Annotated in this window: 24 protein-coding genes; 7 read left to right on the top strand and 17 right to left on the bottom strand. The window is 72.5% G+C overall.

Features of this window, described 5'->3' with window-relative positions; translation table 11 throughout:
* Nucleotides 1-47: 47 nt before the first annotated feature.
* From G3576_RS17180 to G3576_RS17165, 4 genes are all read right to left on the bottom strand, one after another.
* Nucleotides 48-821 (bottom strand): DUF1217 domain-containing protein, encoded by a 774-nt coding sequence (locus G3576_RS17180; RefSeq protein ID WP_164695649.1) that lies wholly within the window; start codon nucleotides 819-821, stop codon nucleotides 48-50.
* Nucleotides 822-826: 5 nt separating this feature from the next.
* Entirely contained in the window at nucleotides 827-1,252 is a 426-nt protein-coding gene (locus G3576_RS17175; protein WP_164695648.1) for a flagellar biosynthesis repressor FlbT, read from the bottom strand.
* Nucleotides 1,253-1,263: 11 nt separating this feature from the next.
* Nucleotides 1,264-1,650, bottom strand: a complete 387-nt coding sequence (locus G3576_RS17170) for a flagellar biosynthesis regulator FlaF (RefSeq protein WP_164695647.1) — start codon at nucleotides 1,648-1,650, stop codon at nucleotides 1,264-1,266.
* Between the two features lie 107 nt (nucleotides 1,651-1,757).
* Nucleotides 1,758-2,639, bottom strand: coding sequence for a flagellin (locus G3576_RS17165; RefSeq protein WP_164695646.1), 882 nt, complete (start codon nucleotides 2,637-2,639; stop codon nucleotides 1,758-1,760).
* Between the two features lie 289 nt (nucleotides 2,640-2,928).
* Between G3576_RS17165 and G3576_RS17160 the strand changes: the two genes are divergently transcribed.
* Genes G3576_RS17160 through G3576_RS17135 form a run of 6 tightly spaced genes read left to right on the top strand, consistent with a single transcriptional unit; the run spans nucleotide 2,929 to nucleotide 9,550 of the window.
* The gene (locus G3576_RS17160) at nucleotides 2,929-5,496 is read left to right on the top strand and encodes a hybrid sensor histidine kinase/response regulator (RefSeq protein ID WP_164695645.1); all 2,568 of its coding nucleotides are present in this window, start codon (nucleotides 2,929-2,931) and stop codon (nucleotides 5,494-5,496) included.
* Nucleotides 5,493-5,963, top strand: coding sequence for a chemotaxis protein CheW (locus G3576_RS17155; RefSeq protein WP_164695644.1), 471 nt, complete (start codon nucleotides 5,493-5,495; stop codon nucleotides 5,961-5,963). Before G3576_RS17160 ends, G3576_RS17155 begins: the two co-directional genes overlap by 4 nt.
* A complete protein-coding gene (cheB, locus tag G3576_RS17150) occupies nucleotides 5,960-7,003 on the top strand; it encodes a chemotaxis-specific protein-glutamate methyltransferase CheB (RefSeq protein WP_164695643.1) in 1,044 nt (347 codons plus the stop codon). Before G3576_RS17155 ends, cheB begins: the two co-directional genes overlap by 4 nt.
* A complete protein-coding gene (locus tag G3576_RS17145) occupies nucleotides 7,000-7,800 on the top strand; it encodes a CheR family methyltransferase (RefSeq protein WP_164695642.1) in 801 nt (266 codons plus the stop codon). The genes cheB and G3576_RS17145 overlap by 4 nt, the downstream gene beginning before the upstream one ends.
* Nucleotides 7,797-9,128, top strand: a complete 1,332-nt coding sequence (locus G3576_RS17140) for a FliI/YscN family ATPase (RefSeq protein WP_164695641.1) — start codon at nucleotides 7,797-7,799, stop codon at nucleotides 9,126-9,128. The genes G3576_RS17145 and G3576_RS17140 overlap by 4 nt, the downstream gene beginning before the upstream one ends.
* Nucleotides 9,128-9,550 carry a flagellar FliJ family protein gene (locus G3576_RS17135; protein ID WP_164695640.1) on the top strand — a complete coding sequence of 141 codons (423 nt, stop codon included), beginning with the start codon at nucleotides 9,128-9,130 and terminating at the stop codon, nucleotides 9,548-9,550. The genes G3576_RS17140 and G3576_RS17135 overlap by 1 nt, the downstream gene beginning before the upstream one ends.
* A 115-nt stretch (nucleotides 9,551-9,665) precedes the next feature.
* Here the strand turns inward: G3576_RS17135 and G3576_RS17130 are convergent, their stop codons facing one another.
* The 13 genes from G3576_RS17130 to G3576_RS17070 all read right to left on the bottom strand — a co-directional run bounded on the left by G3576_RS17130 (nucleotide 9,666) and on the right by G3576_RS17070 (nucleotide 19,458).
* The gene (locus G3576_RS17130; protein WP_164695639.1) at nucleotides 9,666-10,718 is read right to left on the bottom strand and encodes an EscU/YscU/HrcU family type III secretion system export apparatus switch protein; all 1,053 of its coding nucleotides are present in this window, start codon (nucleotides 10,716-10,718) and stop codon (nucleotides 9,666-9,668) included.
* A 3-nt stretch (nucleotides 10,719-10,721) separates the two neighbouring features.
* Nucleotides 10,722-11,489, bottom strand: coding sequence for a flagellar biosynthetic protein FliR (locus tag G3576_RS17125; RefSeq protein ID WP_328729264.1), 768 nt, complete (start codon nucleotides 11,487-11,489; stop codon nucleotides 10,722-10,724).
* On the bottom strand, nucleotides 11,486-11,764 hold the full coding sequence (locus G3576_RS17120; RefSeq protein WP_164695638.1) for a flagellar biosynthetic protein FliQ: 279 nt from the start codon (nucleotides 11,762-11,764) through the stop codon (nucleotides 11,486-11,488). The genes G3576_RS17125 and G3576_RS17120 overlap by 4 nt, the downstream gene beginning before the upstream one ends.
* Nucleotides 11,765-11,902: 138 nt before the next feature.
* Complete coding sequence (locus tag G3576_RS17115) at nucleotides 11,903-12,217, bottom strand: flagellar hook-basal body complex protein FliE (RefSeq protein ID WP_164695637.1); 315 nt, start codon at nucleotides 12,215-12,217, stop codon at nucleotides 11,903-11,905.
* Nucleotides 12,214-12,624: a flagellar basal body rod protein FlgC gene (gene flgC, locus G3576_RS17110; RefSeq protein ID WP_164695636.1), complete on the bottom strand. Its 411-nt coding sequence runs from the start codon at nucleotides 12,622-12,624 to the stop codon at nucleotides 12,214-12,216. The genes G3576_RS17115 and flgC overlap by 4 nt, the downstream gene beginning before the upstream one ends.
* A 14-nt stretch (nucleotides 12,625-12,638) precedes the next feature.
* Nucleotides 12,639-13,025 carry a flagellar basal body rod protein FlgB gene (locus G3576_RS17105; protein WP_164695635.1) on the bottom strand — a complete coding sequence of 129 codons (387 nt, stop codon included), beginning with the start codon at nucleotides 13,023-13,025 and terminating at the stop codon, nucleotides 12,639-12,641.
* A 44-nt stretch (nucleotides 13,026-13,069) separates the two neighbouring features.
* Entirely contained in the window at nucleotides 13,070-15,802 is a 2,733-nt protein-coding gene (locus G3576_RS17100) for a hypothetical protein (protein ID WP_164695634.1), read from the bottom strand.
* 53 nt (nucleotides 15,803-15,855) lie between these two features.
* On the bottom strand, nucleotides 15,856-16,371 hold the full coding sequence (locus tag G3576_RS17095) for a hypothetical protein (RefSeq protein WP_164695633.1): 516 nt from the start codon (nucleotides 16,369-16,371) through the stop codon (nucleotides 15,856-15,858).
* Nucleotides 16,364-16,750 (bottom strand): chemotaxis response regulator CheY, encoded by a 387-nt coding sequence (locus tag G3576_RS17090; RefSeq protein ID WP_164695632.1) that lies wholly within the window; start codon nucleotides 16,748-16,750, stop codon nucleotides 16,364-16,366. The genes G3576_RS17095 and G3576_RS17090 overlap by 8 nt, the downstream gene beginning before the upstream one ends.
* 47 nt (nucleotides 16,751-16,797) lie before the next feature.
* Nucleotides 16,798-17,406 carry a MotE family protein gene (locus tag G3576_RS17085; protein ID WP_164695631.1) on the bottom strand — a complete coding sequence of 203 codons (609 nt, stop codon included), beginning with the start codon at nucleotides 17,404-17,406 and terminating at the stop codon, nucleotides 16,798-16,800.
* On the bottom strand, nucleotides 17,403-17,831 hold the full coding sequence (locus tag G3576_RS17080) for a DUF6468 domain-containing protein (RefSeq protein ID WP_164695630.1): 429 nt from the start codon (nucleotides 17,829-17,831) through the stop codon (nucleotides 17,403-17,405). The genes G3576_RS17085 and G3576_RS17080 overlap by 4 nt, the downstream gene beginning before the upstream one ends.
* Nucleotides 17,828-18,970 carry a flagellar motor switch protein FliM gene (gene fliM / locus G3576_RS17075; protein WP_164695629.1) on the bottom strand — a complete coding sequence of 381 codons (1,143 nt, stop codon included), beginning with the start codon at nucleotides 18,968-18,970 and terminating at the stop codon, nucleotides 17,828-17,830. Before fliM ends, G3576_RS17080 begins: the two co-directional genes overlap by 4 nt.
* Nucleotides 18,967-19,458 (bottom strand): flagellar basal body-associated FliL family protein, encoded by a 492-nt coding sequence (locus G3576_RS17070; RefSeq protein ID WP_164695628.1) that lies wholly within the window; start codon nucleotides 19,456-19,458, stop codon nucleotides 18,967-18,969. Before G3576_RS17070 ends, fliM begins: the two co-directional genes overlap by 4 nt.
* 245 nt (nucleotides 19,459-19,703) lie before the next feature.
* Here G3576_RS17070 and flgF point away from each other — a divergent pair, with 245 nt between their 5' ends.
* Nucleotides 19,704-20,447 (top strand): flagellar basal-body rod protein FlgF, encoded by a 744-nt coding sequence (gene flgF / locus G3576_RS17065; RefSeq protein WP_164695627.1) that lies wholly within the window; start codon nucleotides 19,704-19,706, stop codon nucleotides 20,445-20,447.
* Nucleotides 20,448-20,466: the final 19 nt, after the last annotated feature.

Below are 20,466 nucleotides of genomic sequence, written 5' to 3'. Positions count from 1 at the left end.
AAAAGGCGCCGCCGGTTGCCCGGCGGCGCCTGGTCAGGCGGCGTGGTTCAGAGGTTGAAGCCGAAGCTCGGCGCCTGGATGGTGGAGGTGTCCTGCGCGATGGTGAGGTAGCGCTGGATCAGCTTCTCCTTCTTCGCGGGATCCGTCAGGTCCTCCACCTTGAAGCTGCGGTTCAGGGTCCGGGCCTGGGCCTCCACCTCCTGCAGCGCCAGCTCCTTCGGCAGGCCGGCGATGGTGCTGGCGATGCGGCGGAGCACCTTGTTGCCGAGCACGTCATAGACGCCGGTCTTGGTGTCGGTGGACATGTTCTTGAGGTAGAGCGCGTCGGAGACCGCCTGGCTCTTCGCCTCGATCGCCGTCAGACGCTTGTACTCCACCAGCCCGTCCAGGATGGCCTTTCGGGTGGAGGGCAGGCGCAGCGTGGAGAGGCCCGTATTGGCCATGTCCAGCTTCTCCGCCGCCGTCTTCCAACGGGTGTCGGAGAGGGTGTTGGCGAGTGACTTCTTGTCCTTCAGGTCGGACATAAGCACGCGCTTCGCCATGCCGACATTCTGCGCATTGTCGGCGAGGCCGAGCGCCTGGAGGACGATTCGCGTCGCCTCCGTGTCCTTGAACAGGTCCTCCGGCTTCTTCGCCTTGGCCAGCACGCGGTCGAGGCGCGCCATGTCGCGAAGGATCGCCGGATCCTTCGCGAGCCGCGCCTTCTCCTTCTCCGCCGAGGAGAGGCTGGTCTTGTAGTAGGTGAAGCGTTCCGGCGCGGTCAGCGTGACCGTGTTGGTGGAGGATCCGAACAGCGTGGCGAGCTGGGCGCTGGTCAGCATCCCCGCTATTCCTGCGGGGGGGCGGAGAGCATCGCGTCGTCATGCGGGAAGAGTTCCCGCACCCGGCGCATCGCCTCCCAGCACTTGCCTTCCTCCAGCTCCTCGATCGCGCGATCGATCAGGCGCTTCACGGTGGGGGAGGTGCTGGCTTCCGCATAGTCGGCGGCGAGCCCGCGGGCGAGGTCGAGGAACTGCGGACGCTCGTGATCCTCGCAGATATAGGCGGCCTGGATGGCGAAGTAGAGCCGGCGGGCCGGCGTGTTCGCATCGTTGGGCGCCAGGATCTGCTTGCCGAAGAGGAAGCGCACGCGGTTCGAGAGCACGACGGAGGCGCGCGTCTGGAACTGCAGCGCGGCTCCGTTGACCAGCATCTTGTCACCGGCCCGGAATTCCAGGACGAGGCGGCTGCTGCGGTTGGAGGGGGGGTTCATGGCGGCGCTCATCAGGCAGCCCTCTGGCGGGCACCAAGGCCCGCGGCGAAATCCTCGGCGATGGAGGCGAGGAAGTCGAGGTCGGGTGCCTCGGCATTCGCTTCCTTCACGGCACGGCGGGCGACGGCGGCGATGTTCAGGCGCAGGTCCCGCGGCAGGGTCGAGACGGGATCGAGGACGATGCCCTCGACGGTCGCGAAGACGCGGTGCGCATCGGCGGCGGCGCGGACGGCGCTGAGCGGCGAGGCATCGCGGATCGCATTGCGCAGGCGGGCGGCGAGGATGGCGAAGACATCCGCCTCCTGTTCCCGTTGGGACCGGCCGGACTGGGCGGCACCATAGGCACGGAAGGCAAGGGCGGCGTGGGCACGCGGCACATCTTGGGCCTCGGACAGCATGGCCGGTGTCTTCCTCGGCGACGGCGCGCGGGGCGCCTGGAAAGGGTCGGGTCTTGGTGGAGGGGTGGTCATGGGCCGGGGTCTCCCCCGGCCCATAGCCGTTCAGATCACTGGAACAGCTTCAGGAGCGCCTGCGGCGCCTGGTTGGCCGTGCTCAGCGACTGGGTGCCCAGCTGCTGGCGGATCTGCAGGGACTGCATGCGCGCGCTTTCCTTGGCCAGGTCGGCGTCGATCAGGGCGCCGAGGCCGCCGGACAGCGCGTCCAGCTTGTCCTTGTTGTAGGCGATCTGGCTGTCGATGGCGCGGCTGTCGTTACCGTAGGTCGCCATGGCCAGGTTCGTCTGCGCCTCGATGCCACCGAACTCACCGGCGCCGGTGCCGCTCAGCGCGGCCTTCCAGAGCAGGGCGTTCGCCGCATCGTCGGCGCCGGTCGCGACGGTCGCGGAGAGCGTCAGGTCGAAGGCGCCGGCCGTCTGACCCGCGAAGCTGTACGTGTCGCCCTTCTCGTTGCGCACGACGTTGTAGCTGCTGCCGTCGGCCGCAGTCGCACCGTCCGCATTCGCCGAGACGCCGAGCAGGGACTTGCCGTTGTACGTCGCGTCGTTGACGTACTGGCCGATCTGCTTGGCGAGCTGGTCGTACTGCTTCATGTAGTTCTCACGATCGGTGCCGGTGACGTTGTCGTCAGCCAGCTTGATCATGACGGTCTTGACGTCCTTCAGCGCGGAGCCGATCTGCGTCAGGCCGGCGAGCGTGGTGTCGAGCAGGCCCTTGGCATTGCCGAGCTGCTCGTTCGCGCTGGTCACGCCGGCGACGTCGCCACGCACCTTCTGGGCCACGGCGAAGGCCGCGCCATCGTCCTTCGCGTCGGAGACGCGCAGGCCGGTGGAGACGCGCTTCTGCGTCGTGGACATTTCGTCGGCTGTCCGGTTGAGCGACTGCAGCGCGACCATCGCACCGTAGTTCGTCATGACGGAGTTGGCAGCCATGGTTGTCATCCTCTTGCGACATCGCCCCGCGGATCTTCCGGGAGCGTGGAGCCAGCGGCCCACTCTTCGGGGCATGGCACCGGGGAACGACGGTCGCCTTCGGGATCATCCCCGGCACCATCAGGTCCGCTCGTTCATGGAGCGGCGGTGAGGGAAAGCTGATGCACGTCTATTGCCCAGCTGTTGACGGAACGCGTCATCCGCGCCGCCCCCCCGGCCCCGGCCGCGATTAACACGGCAGCACCAAATGCCTGCGATCAAGGCGGCGCCCTCATTGTCTGGATGTGCGATGGAAGACCTGCTCGCCGAGTTTCTCGCAGAGACGAGCGAAGCGCTCGCGGATCTCGATACCGCCCTTGTCGCCCTGGAACGCCAGGGCGGTGACAAGGAGACCCTCGCCCAGATCTTCCGCACCGTCCACAGCGTGAAAGGCGCGGCAGGCTTCCTCGGCCTGCACCGCCTGAGCGCGGTGGCGCATGCGGCGGAGAACCTGCTCGGCCTCTACCGCGATGGTGCCGCGACGGTCAGCCCCGCCGGCGTCACCGCCGTGCTGGGCGCGGTCGATGCGATCCGCACCATCCTGGCGGGCCTGGCGGAGAACGGCACCGAGCCTGCCGGCGACGATGCCGCGCTGGTGGCGGCGCTGGAGGCCGCGCAGAGCGGCGACGTGCCCGCATCCGCCCCGGTCGCGGAGAAGCCCGCCCCGATCATCGAGGCCGCGCCGCCGGTGGTCGAGAAGCCCGTGGCGGAAGCGGCCCCGGCGCCCGCCCCCGCGCCCGCCCCGGTGGCCGAGGCGCCGGCCGCGGCGCCGGCCGAGGCGGCCGCGGCGCCCGCCGCCAACCTGCCGACGCAGAGCATCCGCGTCTCGCTCGGCGTGCTGGACGAGCTGATGACGCTCGCCTCCGAGCTCGTGCTGGTGCGCAACCAGCTGCTGCAGATCGCGCGGGGCGAGGAGGCATCGCCCTTCGCCGCGCCGCTGTCGCGCCTGTCGCGCATCACCTCCGACATGCAGGAGGGCGTGATGAAGACGCGCATGCAGCCGGTCTCCGCCGCCTGGGGGCCGCTGCCGCGCATCGTCCGCGACCTCGGCACCGAGCTCGGCAAGAAGATCGACCTGGCGATGTCGGGCGGCGACACGGAACTCGACCGCCAGGTGCTGGAGCTGATCCGTGACCCGCTGACCCACATCGTCCGCAACAGCTGCGACCACGGGCTGGAAAGCCCGGAGGTCCGCCGCGCCGCGGGCAAGCCGGAGACGGGCCGTATCTCCCTCTCCGCGCGGCAGGAAGGCGGGCGGATCGTCATCGAGATCGCCGATGACGGCAAGGGGCTGGACCTGGTGCGCGTCCGTGCCCGCGCGCTGCAGCGTGGCCTGGCGACGGAGCAGGAACTGGCGGCGATGCGCGACGAGGATGTCGCGCGCTTCGTCTTCCATGCCGGCTTCTCGACCGCGGAGGCGATCACCGCCGTCTCCGGCCGCGGCGTCGGCATGGATGTCGTGCGCAGCAACATCGAGCGCATCGGCGGCACGGTGGACCTGCAGACCTTCGCGGGGCGGGGCACCACGCTGACCATCCGCATCCCGCTGACGCTGGCGATCGTCTCCGCCCTCGTCGTCCAGGCGGCGGGCGAGCGCTTTGCCGTGCCGCAGGCGACGGTGGTGGAGCTGGTCGGGCTCGGCGGCGGCGGCGCTTCCGTCGAATGGCTGGATGCGGCGCCGGTGCTGCGGCTGCGCGGGCAGCTGCTGCCGCTCGTGGCGCTCGGCCCGCTGCTGGGGCTGGAGCCCGCGCAGGAAGGCGGCGCGCCGGTCGGCGGCTTCGTCGCCGTGCTGCAGGGCGATGCCGGCCGCTACGGGCTGCTGGTCGATACCGTCTTCGACACGGAGGAGATCGTGGTGAAGCCCGTTGCGCCGATCCTGCGCGACCTCTCCGGCTTCTCCGGCAACACCATCCTCGGCGATGGCAGCGTCATCATGATCCTCGATCCCGGCGGGATCGCGCGCATGGCGGGTGTCGGCGCGGGCAGCACGGTGGTGGACCAGGCGGAAGTGGATACGCGGGACCTGACGCAGGTGCTGATCTTCCGTGCCGGCGGATCGCCGACGCCGATCGCGGTGCCGCTCGGCGTCGTGGCGCGGCTGGAATCGCTGCCGGGCAAGAGCATCGAGGTCGCGGGCGGCAAGCATGCCGCGCAGTATCGCGGCCAGCTGATGCCGCTGGTGCCGATCGGCCACTGGATGCCGCCGGCGCCGGAGGCGATGCAGCCCGTGCTCGTCTTCCAGGATGGCGCGCGGCAGCTCGGCCTGGTGGTGGACGAGATCGTGGACGTGGTGGAGGAATCGCTGGCGCTGCGGCCTTCCGCGGACCAGCCGGGCTTCCTCGGCTCCGCCATCGTCTCGGGCCGCGTCACGGATGTGCTGGATTGCGCCTTCTGGCTGCGCCAGGGCGACCCCAGCTGGTTCGGCAAGGCGGATGCGACGATCCCGAAGCTGCTGCTGGTGGAAGACAGCGGCTTCTTCCGGCAGATCGTCGTGCCGGCCCTGACCTCCGCGGGTTGGGACGTGACGGCGAAGGCCGATGCGGTGCAGGCCCTGCAGCTGCGGGCCGAAGGCCAGATGTTCGACGCCGTGCTGACCGACATCGAGATGCCGGGCATGGACGGCTTCGAGCTGCTGGAGGAGGTGCGCCGCGAAGGCCCCTGGAAGCGCACGCCGATGGTGGCGCTGACGGGCCGCGCGGGTCCGGCCGAGGTGGCGCGCGGGCGTGCCGCCGGCTTCCATGACTTCGTCGCGAAATTCGACCGGGACCGCGTGCTGAGCGCGCTGGCCGCCGCCATCGGGCAGGAGAACCGCGCATGAGCGCCGCCGTTTCCCAGGAATCCGACCTGCTGCTGACGCTGCAGGTCGGCGGCCGCCTCTGCGGCCTTCCCGTCTCCCGCATCCGGGACGTGATCCGCTGCGAGCGGATCGCCAAGGTGCCGCTGGCGCCGCCTGGCGTCGCGGGGCTGCTGAACCTGCGCGGCCGCATCGTGACGGCGGTCGATCTGCGCGACCGGCTTGGCCTGCCGCCCGCCGCGCCGGACGCCCAGCGCATGAACGTGGTGGTGGAGGAGCGGGGCGAGCTCTACAGCCTGCTGGCCGATGGCGTCGGCGAGGTGCTGTCGGTGAACCCCGAGAGCCGCGACGACGTGCCGCACACGCTGCGCGGGCCGTGGCGAGAGCATGCCGTCGCCGTGCACCGGCTGGAGGATGGCCTGCTGATCGAACTGGATGCCGACCGCATCCTGGCCTTCGGCGCCCGCAGCGGCGGCGACATGCGTCGATGACCATCGAGCCGCTGCGCGTCCTTGTCTGCGACGACAGCGCCGTGGCGCGCGCCGCCGTGGTGCGCATCCTGGATGGGGATCCCGCGATCCGCGTCGTCTCCCGCGCCCGCAACGGGCGGGAGGCGGTGGAGGCGGTCCGCGCCGGCGGCATCGATGTCGCGCTGCTCGACCTGGAGATGCCCGTGATGGACGGGCTGACGGCGCTGCCGCTGCTGCTGCGGGCTGATCCGGGGCTGCGCGTGCTGGTGGTTTCCTCCCTCTCCGCGCAGGGCGCCGGCGTCGCGATGAAGGCGATGCGGCTGGGCGCCGTGGACTGCCTGGGCAAGCCATCGCCGGGCCAGGACGGCATCTTCGCGGAGGAGCTGATCGCGCGGATCAAGGGCAATGGCGCGCTGCGCCGCCGCGGCGTGCCGCCTCAGCCCGCCCCCGCGCCGGCCGCGCCCATCCGGCGCGCGCCGATCGCGCCGGGGATGGGGCCGGCGGTGCTGGCGATCGGTGCCTCCACCGGCGGGCCGGAGGCGCTCGCCACCATCTTCCGCGCCTTCCGCGTGCGGCCGCGCATCCCGATCCTGGTCACGCAGCACATGCCGGATGCCTTCATCCCGATGCTGGCGGAACATCTCTCGCGCCTCGGCCCCGTGCCGGTGACGGTGGCGAAGGACCATGGCGCGCTGGTGCCGGGGACGGCGCTGCTGGCGCCGGGCGGGTCGCATCTTGTCGTCGCGCAAGGGCCGGAGGTGACGCTCTCCACCACGCCGCCGGAGCATTTCTGCCGCCCGGCGGTGGACCCGATGCTGCGCAGCGTCGCCGCCATCTACGGCGCGCGCGCCGCGGCGGCGGTGCTGACGGGCATGGGATCGGATGGCGGCACGGGGGCCGTGGCGGTGAATGCCGCGGGCGGCCTGGTGCTGGCGCAGGACCAGGCGAGCAGCGTGGTCTGGGGCATGCCGGGCGCGGTGGTGGAACGCGGCGCGGCGCGGGAAGTGCTGCCCATCCAGGAACTGGCACGGCGCGTCGCCGAGATCTCGGGGGGCGCATGACCGACGCCGGTTTCAACGAGATCGCGCGGGCGATCCGCGCCGTCTCCGGCCTCGCGCTCTCTGCCGACAAGGGCTACCTGCTGAAGGCGCGGCTGGCGCCGATGATGAAGCAGCGTGGGCTGGCATCGCTGACGGACCTGGCCAGCCGCCTGCCGACGGCGGAAGGACCCGCGCTGCTGCGGGAGATGGCGGAAGCGACGACGACGAACGAGACGAGCTTCTTCCGCGACGTGACGCCACTTCGCCAGATCGCGGAGGTGGTGCTGCCGGAACTCGATGCCGCGCGCCCCGCGGGCGCGCCGATCCGGGTCTGGTCCGCGGCCTGTTCCTCCGGCCAGGAAGCCTATTCGCTGGCGATGGCGGCGGAGGAAGCGGGCAGCCGCCGCCGCCTCGACATCCTCGGCACGGACCTGTCGGCAGCGATGGTGGAACGCGCGCGCGCCGGGCTCTACACGGCCTTCGAGATGGAGCGCGGGCTGTCCACCGCGCAGCGCACGCGCTGGTTCCGGGAGGAACGTTCGGGCTGGCGCGTGGCGGAGGCGGTGCGCCGCTGCTGCCGGTTCGAGGTGCTGAACCTGCTGGGCGACCTGCGCAGCCTTGGCACCTTCGACATCGTGCTGCTGCGGAACGTGCTCATCTATTTCGACCCGCCGACGAAGGAACGCGTGGTCGCCGCCTGCGCCGCGCATCTGGCACCGGATGGCGTGATCTGCCTGGGGGCGACGGAAACGCTGCTCGGCCTGCAGGCGCCGCTGGCGCCGGTGGCGGGGCTGCGCGGCGTGTGGAGGCGCGCATGACGATCGCGCTTTCGGCCCGCCGCGCGGCCGATGCGCTGCGGGTCGTGGGATCCGGCGAACGCATCCAGGGCGCGGTCGCGTCCATCGATGCGCTCTCCGTCGAGGTGACGGGGTTGAGTGGCTTCGTCGCGGTGGGGTCGCGGCTGACGCTGGCCTCGCCGGAGGGCGAGGTGCCGGCGGAGGTCGTCGCCATCTCGCCCAAGGCGGCGCGGGCCGTGGCTTTCGCGCCGCTGGATGGCATCCGGCTCGGCGCGCCGGTGGCGCTGGCGGGCACGGCGACGCTCTCCCCCGGGCCGGGCTGGCTCGGGCGCGTGGTGGATCCGCTGGGGCGGCCCGTGGATGGCAAGGGGCCGCTGCCGCCGGGGCCGGTGGCGCTGCCGGTGCGGGTGAAGGCGCCGGAGGCGGCGCTGCGCGCGCGGCTCGGGCCGCGGCTCGACCTCGGCGTGCGGGCGCTGGACGGGTTCTGCACCATGCGGCGCGGGCAGCGCCTCGGCCTCTTCGCGGCATCCGGCGTCGGCAAGTCCACGCTGATGTCCATGCTGGCGCGCGGCGCCGACTGCGATGCCGCGGTGATCTGCCTGGTCGGTGAGCGCGGGCGGGAGCTGCGCGAGTTCATCGAGGACGACCTGGGCGAGGAAGGGCTCGCGCGCAGCGTCGTGGTCTGCGCGACCTCCGACGCGCCGGCGCCGATGCGGCGGGAAGCGGCCTTCGCGGCCATGACCATCGCGGAATCGCTGGCGCGGGAGGGCAAGCATGTCCTGCTGATGATGGACAGCGTCACGCGCTTCGCGCTGGCCTGCCGGGAGATCGGCCTGGCGGCGGGCGAAGTGCCGGCGACGCGCGGCTATACGCCCGGCGTCTTCGCGGAGCTGCCGCGGTTGCTGGAACGCGCGGGCCCCTGCCTGGAGAATCAGGGCGGGCATATTACCGGTCTCTTCACCGTCCTGGTGGAGGGTGATGACCATGACGAGCCGGTGGCGGATGCGGTGCGCGGAATCCTGGATGGGCATGTGGTGCTGGATCGGAAGATCGGCGAGCGCGGGCGCTGGCCCGCGATCGACGTGCTGCGCAGCCTGTCCCGCACCGTGCCGGGCTGCCTGACGGAGGCTGAGCGGCCAGTGGTGCTGCGGGCGCGGACGCTGCTCTCCATCGCGGCGGAGATGGCGGACCTCGTCCGCCTCGGCGCCTATCGCGCCGGCACCGATCCGGCGGTGGATGAGGCGCTGCGGCTCGCTCCGCGCATCGAGCAGTTCCTGGCGCAGCGCAAGGATGAGCCGCGCATCGGTGTCGATGCGGCCTTCACGCGGCTGGCGGAGGCGATGCGCTGATGGCGCGGCACGATCCGCTGGCGGCGCTGCTGAAGCTGCGCGGGCTGGAAGTAGCCGCGGCGCGGCGGGACCTCGTCGCCCGCCAGGCCGGCGCGGCGGCGGCGGCGGAGCGCGAGGCGGCGGCGCGGCGTGCGATGGAGGCGGAGCTGGCGGGCGGCGGTGATTTCGCCGACAGCCTGGCGGCCTGGCTGCCGGTGGCGCGCGCGGCGCGGGAACGCGCGGCGGGCGAGGCCGCGCTGGCGTCCCAGGCGGTGGAGGCCGCGCGGATGGCGCTGGCGCAACAGCGCGCGCAGGAACGCGCGGTGGAATGGCTCCGCGACCGCCGGAAGCAGGAAGCGCGGGACAAGGCGATGCGCGCCGAGCAGAACGCGCTGGACGAGGCGTCGCAGCGGCGCGGTCACACCAGCGGACCGGTCGCTTGACCGGTCCGAGCGCCCGAATGGGCGCCGCCGCTGATGCGGCGAAGCCAGGCAGGCCGGAGGCCTGCGCCCGGCGCATGAGGGGCCTTGGAGCGGTCACGCGAACGGGCCATTGGCATCAGTAGCGCGGCTGCTTCAGCCGCCAGACCAGGGCGATGATCTCCGCCACCGCGCGGAAATGCTCCTCCGGGATCTGCGCATCCTCGGGCACCTTGTAGAGCGCGCGGGCCAAGGGCGGGTTCGGGATGATCGGCACGCCGTGCTTGTCGGCCGCCGCGCGCATCTTGGCCGCGAGTTCATCGACGCCACGGGCGATGATGCGGGGCGCGGCGTCCTTGCCGCGGTCGTATGCCAGGGCGACGGCGTAGTGCGTGGGGTTGGTGACGAGGACGGTGGCGTTCGCGACCTCCGCCACCTGGCGCCGGCGGCCGCGGCGGCGCATCAGCGCCAGGCGATGGGCGCGGAAATGCGGGTCGCCCTCGCTCTCCTTGTGCTCGTCCTTCATCTCCTCCCGCGTCATGCGCATCTTCCGGGCGAAGCGGATGCGGGTCCAGAGCAGGTCGATGGCGGCGATGCCGCAGACCGCGACGAGCGTCGCCGTCAGCAGGCTGCCGAGCCGCGTGCCGATCGCCTCCGTCAGCGCCTCCGGCCCCTCCGCCAGCGCGGCGACGAGGGGGGCGATATCCTCCATCTGCCAATACAGCGAGGCGCCGACGGCACCGAGCTTCCCCAGCGTGCGGGCCAGCTCCTCCAGCGCATGGGGGCCGACCATCTTCTTCAGGCCCGCGATCGGATTGAGGCGGTTGAACTGCGGCACCAGCCCCTTGCCGGAGACGAGGAACTGCGTCTGCAGCAGCGTCGCGGCCACGGCAGCCACGGCGGCCAGGCCACCGACGCCGAGCACCGCCGGCGCCGCGGCCAGCGCCAGGTCGATCGCGGCGTCGCGGGGTTGCAGCTGGTGGGCATTGGCGAAGAGCGCGGCGGTGGCCTGCATCAGCGCGCGGCCGCTTTCCGGCCCCATCATCGCGAGGCCGAGCGCCGCGCCGCCGAGGGAGGCGGCCTGCACCGCTTCCCGCGACATCGGCACATCGCCCTCCCGCCGCGCCTTCTCCAGCTTCTGCGGTGTGGCGGCCTCTGTCTTGTCGTCGGCGTCCTTGTCGTCACCGGCCATGGCTCAGCCCAGCCCCGGCAGCAGCGACCAGGCGGCGCGAGCGCTGTCCAGCCATTGCGAGAAGATGGCGGGCAGCAGCAGCGCGAAGAGGGCGAGGCCCGCCAGCACCTGCGCCGGCGCGGCGAGGACGAAGACCTGCGCCTGCGGCGCGACGCGGGCCAGCAGGCCGGTCGCGGCCTGCGCGACCACGGCCAGCAGCAGCAGCGGTGCCGCGAGCCGGGTGGCGAGGATGAGGCTGGCGGCGCTGGCTTCCGTCACGGCCTGCGCGGCGAAGTCGCCACCCAGCGCGGCGCCGGCGGGCAGCACGGCGTAGCTCTCGGCCAGCGCGCGCAGCGGCAGCGCATAGAGGCCCGAGGAGAGGGCGAGCGCCGCGGCGGCGAGCCCCATGAAGCGGGAGAGCGCGGTACTGCCCGCGCCCATGGTGGGATCGGGCGCGAAGATGCTGGACAGGCCGATGAAGCTGCCCGCGAGCTGCCCCGCCATGACCAGCGCCAGCGCCACCAGCCGCGCCAGCAGGCCGATCCAGATGCCGATCGCAACCTCTCCGCCCATCAGCAGCGCATAGGCGCCGATGTCGTCGGGCGCGGGCGGCAGGCTGGGCATCAGCCCGGGCAGCAGCAGCGGCACCAGGGCCAGCACCAGCGCCAGGCGGAAGGGGGCGGGGATGTCCATCTCGCCGAGACCGGGCAGCAGCAGCGCGCAGGCGCCGAGCCGGGCCACGAGCAGCATGGCGGCGAAGGCGATCTCCGCGAGTTCAGGGGTCGGCGTCACCCGGCCCCGCCGACGGCGACGATGCGATCGAAGAGAGTCGTGGTGAAGCCGCGCATGATGCCGGCGGCGGCGGAGCCGCCGAGCAGCAATGCGATGCCGAGTGCGAGCATCTTCGGCACGAAGGCCAGCGAGGCCTCCTGGATCTGCGTCAGCGCCTGCACGACCGCGATCGCCATGCCGATGACGAGCAGCAGCACGAGCAGCGGCCCGCCCAGCAGCAGCGCCGTCCACAGCGCCTGCTGGCCGGCCAGCGCGATGGTATCGCCATCGGCCATGGGAAACCGCCTCCTGCGGTTCAGTCGTCGCGAAAGGCGCCCGCCGGAGGCGGGCGAGGCCGCGAATGCGGCCCGCCGCAAGTGCGGCGAAGCCAAGCGCGCGGAGCGCGCGCCCGGCGTCTGAGGGCGGCGAGCCGTTTACACGGCCATGCGCATCACGTCCTGGTAGGCGGTGACCATGCGGTCGCGCACCGCGACGGCGGTCTGCAGCGCGAGTTCCGCGCGGCTGACGGCCATGACGACTTCCGTCGTGCCCATCTGGCCCGTGAGGCCGGCCTGCGTTGCCTGGTCCGCCTGGCGGGCCTGGGTGACGGCCTGCTGCATGACCTGGCCGAGCACGGCCTCGAACCCCTCGCCGGGGCCGCCGGCAGCGCCGGGCGCTTCGGCACCGCCCAAGCCGGCGGTGGCGCGATAGGCGTTGAGGGCCGGGGTGGCGCTGGAGAAGGTCATCATCCGCGAAGGGCCTCGATGGTGCGCATGAGCATGCCGCGCGTGGTTTCGACGACGGAGAGGTTGGCGCCGTAGCTCCGCTGGGCTTCCCGCATGTCCATCACCTCGACGAGGCTGTTGACGTTGGGCGTCTTCACGTAGCCGCGTTCATCCGCCGCGGGGTGATGCGGCTCGTAGCGTTCAGGGAATTCCCCGGGATCGGTGCCGATGCGCAGTGCCTGCACGGTGGGGGCGCCGAGCGCCTGGTCCATGCGGTTGGTGAAGGTGACGGTGCGGCGCCGGTAGGGATCGGCGCCCGGCGTCTGGCCGGTGCTGTCGCGGTTGGCCAGGTTCTCCGCCACCACGCGCAGCCGCGTGGACTGCGCGGCCATGCCGGCGGCGGAGATGGTGAGGGCGCGGTCGAGGTCCATGCGGTCCCTTTCCTTCAGCTTCCGCGGCCGAGCGCGGTGCGGTACATGCCGGCCCAGCGGCGATGGAGCGCGAGCGCCATCGCATGGGCCTGGTCGGTATCGGCGACCTTCAGCGCCTCGCGGTCCAGCGAGACGCCGTTGCCATCCGGGCTGGTCTCGACCGCGGCGCGATCGGGGCGCGCGCGGCCATCGCCATTGGGCCCCGTCATGTGGCGGGGCGAGGTCTGCGCCAGCGCCTGCTGCGCCGTGTTCACGGCCTGGGCGAAGGGCGTCAGGTCCCGCGGCCGGTAGCCCGGCGTATCGGCATTGGCGATGTTCTGCGCCAGCACGCGCTGGCGCTGTTCCAGCCAGTGCAGGCGCCGTTCGGCCAGCGCCATGGGCGTGGTGCGGTTGCTGTCCATGCGATGACCTTCGCCCTGGGGTGATTCAGGCGTGTTAACCACGCTCAGCGCAGCGCGCGGGACTGGTTCTGCAGCGCGCGGGCGCCGGCGATCTCCTCCCGCAGTCGCGGCAGGTTCAGCGTGCCGGTGCTGCGGGAGGCGAGGGCCGCGAAAGCTTCCGTGAAGGCGCCGGCGGGCAGGCGGGGCGCATAGCGGTCGCGCAGCGCATCGAGCCCGGCCTGGTCGCCGGCCAGCGCCAGGAAGGCCGCCATGCGCAGCAGGTCGCGCCGCGCGGCATCGTCGAGCGCGCCTTCCGCGGGCATGCTGCGCGCCATGTGCTCGTTGAGTGCCGCAGCGGCGCCGGCCCAGTCCTGGCCTTCCGCCAGCAGCTCCGCCAGCGGCGCGGCGCCATCGGGGCCGAGGGCGCGCAGCACGCCGATGGCGCCGGCGCGGTCGCCGGTCTGGCGGCGGGCATTGGCTTCAGCGAGCGCCCGGCGCAGGCCGATCTCGCCGGGCAGCGCGGCGCCGCCGCTGTTGCGCAGCGCCTCCAGCGCCGCCGTCGCGTCGCCCTCCGCGAGGCGCGCCTCCGCCAGGCGGACGGAGAGGCCGCCGGGATCGGCGGCGTTGGGCACGGCTTCCCGCAGCAGCGTCGCGGCCTGGGCTGGCAGTTCCATGGCCATCAGCCGGTCCGCGATGCGCGCCACCGCCGCATCCAGCGCGGGATCCGGCACGAGGTTGGCGCGCTGTTCGGCCAGCAGGCGCGTGGCGTCCAGCGGCGGCGTATTCGCATCCGCCAGCGCGGCCACGGTGGCGCCGCGCATGGCGGCGCGCAGGCTCTCCGCGGCTTCGGGGAAGGCGGAGGCGGTGTCCTGCATCAGCGCCAGCGCCTGGCCGTGCTGGCCGGCGCGGGTGCGGAGTTCCGCGGCGCGTTGGCGGCGCTGCAATTCGCGGCGGTCGCCGCGCCAGGCGGGGATGGCGGCTTCCAGCGCCTCCGCCGCCGCGGCCGCGTCGATGCGGCCGGTCGCGAGGCGCAGTTCCGCCAGCCGGCCGATGGCGCGGGCGCGCGCGTCGCGGTCGCGGCTTTCGGTCAGCGTGGTGTAGGCCAGCAGCGCGGGTTCGACCTCGTTCCGCGCTTCCAGCACGCGGGCCCAGGCGAAGCGGGAGAGCGGGTGGTTGGAGGCGTCGCCGCCGGCCTCGATCAGCGCCGCGGCATCGCGCATGGCGCCGCCTTCGGCCAGCGCCGCGGCGATCGGCGGCAGCAGGCGATTGCGCAGCGCGGCGGGATAGGCGGTCAGCAGCGGCAGCGCGGCGCGGAAGGCAGGGTCGGAGACGCGCCCATCCTCCTGCATCGCGGCGACGCCGCGCCAGAGCGCGACTTCTCCGTCGGCAGGCAGCACGGGGTTGGCGAGCGCGTCGCGCGCATCCTCGAGCCGCCCGGCCAGCAGCGCGGCGGCGGCGGAGAGCAGCAGGGCCTGCGGCTGTTCGACTCGGCGCGGATCGTCGCCGGTGGCCAGGCGCAGCGCGGCCTGCGCTTCCGGCGCCAGGCCGAGGGCCAGCAGCGTCTCCGCCAATTCGCCGCGCAGCGAGTCGCGCATGGCGGCGGGCGCCGTCGCGATTCGGGCCAGCAGGTCCTGCCGCCGCGCCAGCAAGGTGGAATCGCTTTCGTCGCGGAGATGCAGCAGGCGCGGGATGTTGGCGTGCGCGGCCATGGGATGTCGCGCATCCGGCAGCAGCGACAGCGCATTGCCGAGCCGCGTGGGGTCGATCGACGGGCCGCGCGGCGATGGCGCGGTGGCGGGCGTGATCAGCCAGCCCTGCGCATCGCGGCTGATGCCGGAGGCCGCGGGCAGGCGGAGCGCGGTGCCGCCGGGCATCTCCACGATCTCCGCGCCGGCCAGCAGGGGGCTGATGCGGCGGAGCATGGCGATGTCGGGCGCGGTCGCATCCTCGAACACCAGCAGCACGCTGTCGCCGCGCATGACGGCGGCGGTGGCGCCGGTGAAGGGCAGGCGGATGGGCGCGGGGCCGGTGGCCGTGCCGGGGGGCGGCGCGACGATGGGGGGCGCCGCGGGCGGCAGGGTGGCGACCGGCATCGCCGCGGGCGGCGTTGACGTGGCCGCGGGCGGCGTTGACGTGGCCGCGGGCGGCGTTGACGTGGCCGCGGGCGGCGCGGCGACGGGCATGGGCGCGGGTGGGGGAGGGACGACCGCGACGGGCGCGGGCGCCGCGACCACGGGCGGCGGGGCGGGCGGCGCTCCCTTGGGCGGCGATGCGGGCGTGGCGGATGCCGTGCGCGGCGGCGCGGAGGCCTCCGGCACGGGCGCGCCGGGCGCGGGCTGGGGGGGCGCCGCGGCCGTGGCGGGCGGGCGCTGCGCCGTGGCGGGCGGTGCCGGCTGGGGCGCGCGCGGCGGGGCGGCGGCCGGCGCGACCGGGTCCATCAGGTCCACCACCACGGAATTGCCGACCCTGAGGTCACGCACGCGAACGCCGGGGCGCAGCGCGAAGACCATGCCCTCCGCCGAGGGCTCCGCGCCTGCCAGGTTGCGCAGCGGGCGGGAGAGCGCGGTGGCGTCGAGCCGCGCGGGACGGGCGAAGTGCAGCTCCGCCGTCTCCCCGTTCTGCACGATGCTGTAGGGCACCTGGTCGGGCCAGTCGAAGACGATGCGCGTGAAAGTCGGGTGGATGCCGGTGCGCACGCGGATGGAAGGCGCGGACCCGCGCACATCCTGCCCCGCCACGGGACCGCCCAGGGCGAGAAGGCCGGCGCAGAGCCAGGCGGCGACGCGGGTGCGGGACATCGGGCGGGAACCTCGTGAGGAAGGCGGCGGGGCGCGGTGGCGCCCCGCCAGGCTCAATCGAACAGCGCGTCGATGGCGGACTGGCTGATGCCGTTGCCGGGCAGCTGCGGGCCGTTCAGCAGCGACGCCGTCGCGGCGACGATCGGCAGGCGGTCCGGCAGGCCCTGGCGGGCGCGGGCGATGCGCCGTTCCACCGCCTGCAGCGCGGCCACCACCTTGGCGATGCGCTGGCCGGTGATGTCCTGGAAGGAACACGCCTCGTAGATGCGCGTGATGGCGCCCTGCAGCACCTCCGCATCCGCGTCGCCGACGCGGGCGGAGACGGTCTCCAGCGCCTCGCAGCTGTCCAGGATCTCATGCGTCGCCTGGGCGGTGTGGGAGACGATGGCCGCCAGTTCATCCGTCGCGCCGGGGATGTCGGCGATGTCGGAATCATCGGCGCGGAGTGCGGCAACCTCCTGCCGCGCATCGGCGATGATGCGGCTCAGCGCATCCAGCTCCGACATCAGCGATCGGACGGTGGTGTCCAGGTCCCCCCGGATCGCCACGGGTGGGCCCTGGTCAGGCATGGACCAGGACCTTCTCGATCTTGTCGCGCAGCGTCTCCGCGTTGAAGGGCTTGACGATGTAGTTGGACACGCCGGCCTGCTTGGCGGCGACGACGTTCTCCGTCTTGCTCTCCGCCGTCACCATGATGAAGGGCAGGTGCTTCAGGCGGGCGTCGGCGCGCACTTCCTTCAGCAGGTCGAGGCCCGTCATCGGCTGCATGTTCCAGTCGCTGATCACCAGGCCGAAATTGCCGGCGCGCAGCTTGGCCAGGGCCTCATGCCCGTCGCTGGCCTCATCCGTCTCGTTGAACTCGATCTGCTTCAGCAGGTTGCGGATGATGCGCGTCATCGTCTTGTAGTCATCGACAACGAGAACCTTCATGTTGCGGTCGATGCTCATGGCTGTCCTGTCCCTTCTGTTCAGGCTGCGATTGCGGGCCGCCGGCGTCAGGCCGGTGGGCGGGCGGCACGGAGGCGGGCGAGTTCGACGGTCAGCTGGCGGACACGGTCCGGCAGCATGGCGCCGAGAACGGGGGCGGCCTTGCGGTCGTTCATCCGTTCGACGACCTGCACGAGGACGGGCAGGTCGAGTTCGTTGAAGACGGCGGCGGCTTCGCGCGGCCGCATCGTCTCATAGAGCTTGGCCATGGTGCGCCAGTGCGATTCCTCGCGCTCCCGCGCATCGACATCGGCCTGTTCCAGGCGGCCCTGCAGGGCGGTCAGTTCCGCGAGCCGCGCGGCCAGGCGCTGTTCGGCGACGGCCAGCAGGGCTTCGCGCGTGGCGATGGAACGCTCCCGCTCCTCCAATGCCTCGCGCCGCGCGCGCAGGCCTGCCGCCATGGCGTCCGTCGCGCTGGGGGCGGCGGCCGGCGCGGGGGTGGTGGCGGGCGCGGGTGACGGCGCCGCGGGTGCCGGATCGGCCGCCAGCGCGGTGGTGGAGAAGGCCGGGATCGCGCGCGTCAGCAGCGGGAAATCGCGCACCAGCGCCATCCCCTTCAGGCCGAGCAGGAAGCCGGCGATGACGAGGAGGACGCGCACGGCATTGGCGGCGTTCATGCGCTGCGGCTCCGGCTGATCGCGCGCAGCAATTCCTGTTCGGCGCGCGCGCGGGGAATGGGGGAGACGTTGGCGGCCTCCGGCACGGGGGGACGGCCACCGCCGCGCAGGCCGGTGTCGAGGCGATCCGCGGCGACGCCGGCGCGTTCCGTCAGGAAGCGGAGGTCGTCGCGCAGCGCCGTCGCCGCCGCCACCTGTTCCGCCACGCTGCGGGATGCGCTGTCGGCGGTGGCACGCAGCCGGCCGATGGAGGCTTCCGCCTGCTTCGTCGCTTCCGTGAAGCCGCGGACGCTGTCCATCACGGCGGACTTGTCCTTGCTGAGGCCGCTGAGCGCGCGTTCCAGTCGCAGCGCCGGGGGCAGGGCGGCGATGATGCCGGCCACCAGGGCCGCTTCCAGCAGCCACTCCATCATCGCCATGCTCATGCCAGATCCTCCGCTCCACGGCTGGCATCTTCGCGCGCCAGCACATTCTCGATCCTGACCGCCAGGCGGTCGTTGCGCCGGCCGACCAGCCCCTCGAACAGCGATGTTTCCCCGCAGCGCAGCCGCACCGGCGCGCCGGGGCCGACATTCAGCAGGATCTGGTCGCCAACCTGCAGGCGCAGCACGTCGGAAAGGGCCATGGTCTGCTCATCCAGCACGACGTCGAGGGCGACGCCGGTCTGCCTCAACTCCTCGGCCAGATGTGTTTCCCAGATGCTGTCGCGGCCGAACTTCTCGCCCATGAACTGCTGCAGCAGCAGGTCGCGCACCGGCTCCAGCGTCGCGTAGGGCAGCATCAGCTGCAGCTCCCCGCCGCGGCTGTCCATGTCGATGCGCAGCCGAACCAGGACGGCGGCGTTGGAACTGCGGGAGATCATGGCGAAGCGCGGGTTCACCTCCAGCCGCTCGAACTTGAAGCGGACGGGGGAGAGCGGCGCGAAGGCCTCCGACAGGTCGTTCATCACGACATTGACCAGCCGCTCCACCAGCGTGCGTTCGATGGTGGTGTAGGGCCGGCCCTCGATCCGCATGGCGGAGGTGCCGCGGCGGCCGCCGAGCAGCACGTCCACCACCGAATAGATCAGCGCGGAATCGACGACGACGAGGCCGTAATTGTCCCATTCCTCCGCCTTGAAGACGGAGAGCATGGCGGGCAGGGGAATGGAGTTCAGGTAGTCCCCGAAGCGCAGCGACTGGATCTCATCGATCGAGACCTCGACCGTGTCGGAGGTGAAGTTGCGGAGCGTGGTGGAGAGGATGCGGACCAGGCGATCGAAGACGATCTCCAGCATCGGCAGGCGTTCATAGGAGACAAGGCCGCGCGCGATGACGCGTTCCATCCCGCTGCCGCCGCCATCATCGCCCCCGGCGCCGTTGCCGAAGCCGAGCAGGCTGTCGATCTCGGCCTGGTTGAGCACACGGGTCGGCTCCACCGGGCCCGCGACGGGAACGGGATCGGCCAGGATGCGCTCGGCAGCCGCATGCGCGGCCAGGTCGTCCTCCGCGGCCTCCGCCAGGGCGGCGCCCCAATCATCCTCTGCCGGCTCCTCGACGGCGGTCTTCGGCAGTTCGTCGCTCATTGCACGATCAGCTCGACGAAGAGGACATCGGTGACGGTGCCGGGCCGCGTCGCGAGGTTGGCGCGGGCCAGCAGCTCCTCCCGCAGCCGCTGCGTGCCGATGCTGCCGCGCAGCTCCTCCGGCCGCATCTCCCGCAGATAGGTGGTGAAGAGGTCCTGGAGGCGGGGCATGGCGGCGGTGGCGATCGCCGCATCCTCGCGCCGCGCCACTTCCAGCCGCGCCTTGACGCGGACGAAGGACTGACGGCGCGCGCCGGCGTTCAGATTGGCCACGATGTCGGGGATCTCGACGAAGACGGGCGGCGCGGCCTGTGGTGCGCCGGCTTCCTCATGGCTGGCCTCGCCGCCGCCGAAGGGCGGCAGCTTGAGGAAGAAGGCAGCGCCGGCCCCGCCACCGGCGAGCAGCACGATGGCGCCCGCGATGATGAGCAGTCGCGCCTTGCCCTTCTTCGCCGGCGCGTCCTTCGGCTTTGAAGCGGCGTCCGTCATGGGGCCCCCGTCCTGGAATGCAGGATCGATCTATGCCCCGGCTGTTAACGTGTCCTTGCCCGGCAGGACCCCCCTTCAGAGGCCGGAAACAACTGCGCCGTAGATCGAGACCCGAGGCGGAAGAACTGCCGTGGACCCTTGCCTGGCCCTGACCGGCCGGCGACGCGGTTGCGAGGATCTCAGCCGCCAGCCCCCATGCGCATCGGCCGGGATTCCGGCCATGCGCCACGTAAGGACCGCGGCGCATGGACACGCCTGGCTACATCGTCCTGTCACGCCTGGCCGCGCAATCCCGCGCGACGGAGGTGCTGGCGGCGAACATCGCCAATGCCGGCACGCCCGGCTTCAAGGCCAGCCAGACCGTCTTCGCCCAGCAACTGGCCCGGCAATCCGGCGCCGAGACGCCGACGGGCGGCGAGCAGCTGGCCTTCACCATGGATCGCGCGACCTGGCGCGACATGTCGGCCGGCGCGGTGCGCCACACCGGCAACCCGCTGGACCTGGCGCTGGGCAGCGACGGCTTCTTCGCCGTGCAGACGCCGCGCGGTGAACGCTTCACGCGCGCCGGCCACTTCACCCTCTCCCCCGACAGCCAGGTGGTGGACCCCGACGGCAATCCGGTGCTGGGCGAAGGCGGGCAGCCGCTGACCCTGCCGCCCGGCGATGTGCGGCTGGAGATCAAGGGCGACGGCACGATCAGCAGCGAAAGCGGCGTCGTCGGACGTCTGCGCGTGGTGCGGTTCGAGCAGCAGCAGCGCCTGGTCGCGGAGGGATCGCGCCTGTTCAACGCGCCGCAGGGCGTGGACGCGCTGCCGGTGGACCGCCCCAACGTGGTGCAGGGTGCCGTCGAGGAATCGAATGTCAGCCCGGTGGCGGAGCTGACGCGGCTGACCGCCGGGCTGCGCGAATTCCAGTTCGCCGCCCAGTTCATCGAGAAGGAAGGCGAGCGCCTGGGTGGCGCCGTCGATCGCATCCTCCGCCGCCGCTGACCGAACAGGAGTCGAAGAC

Origin of the sequence: Falsiroseomonas algicola (assembly GCF_011040385.1) — a bacterium.
Classification (GTDB): Bacteria; Pseudomonadota; Alphaproteobacteria; order Acetobacterales; family Acetobacteraceae; genus Falsiroseomonas; species Falsiroseomonas algicola.
This window is presented reverse-complemented; position numbering and strand designations above follow the sequence as displayed.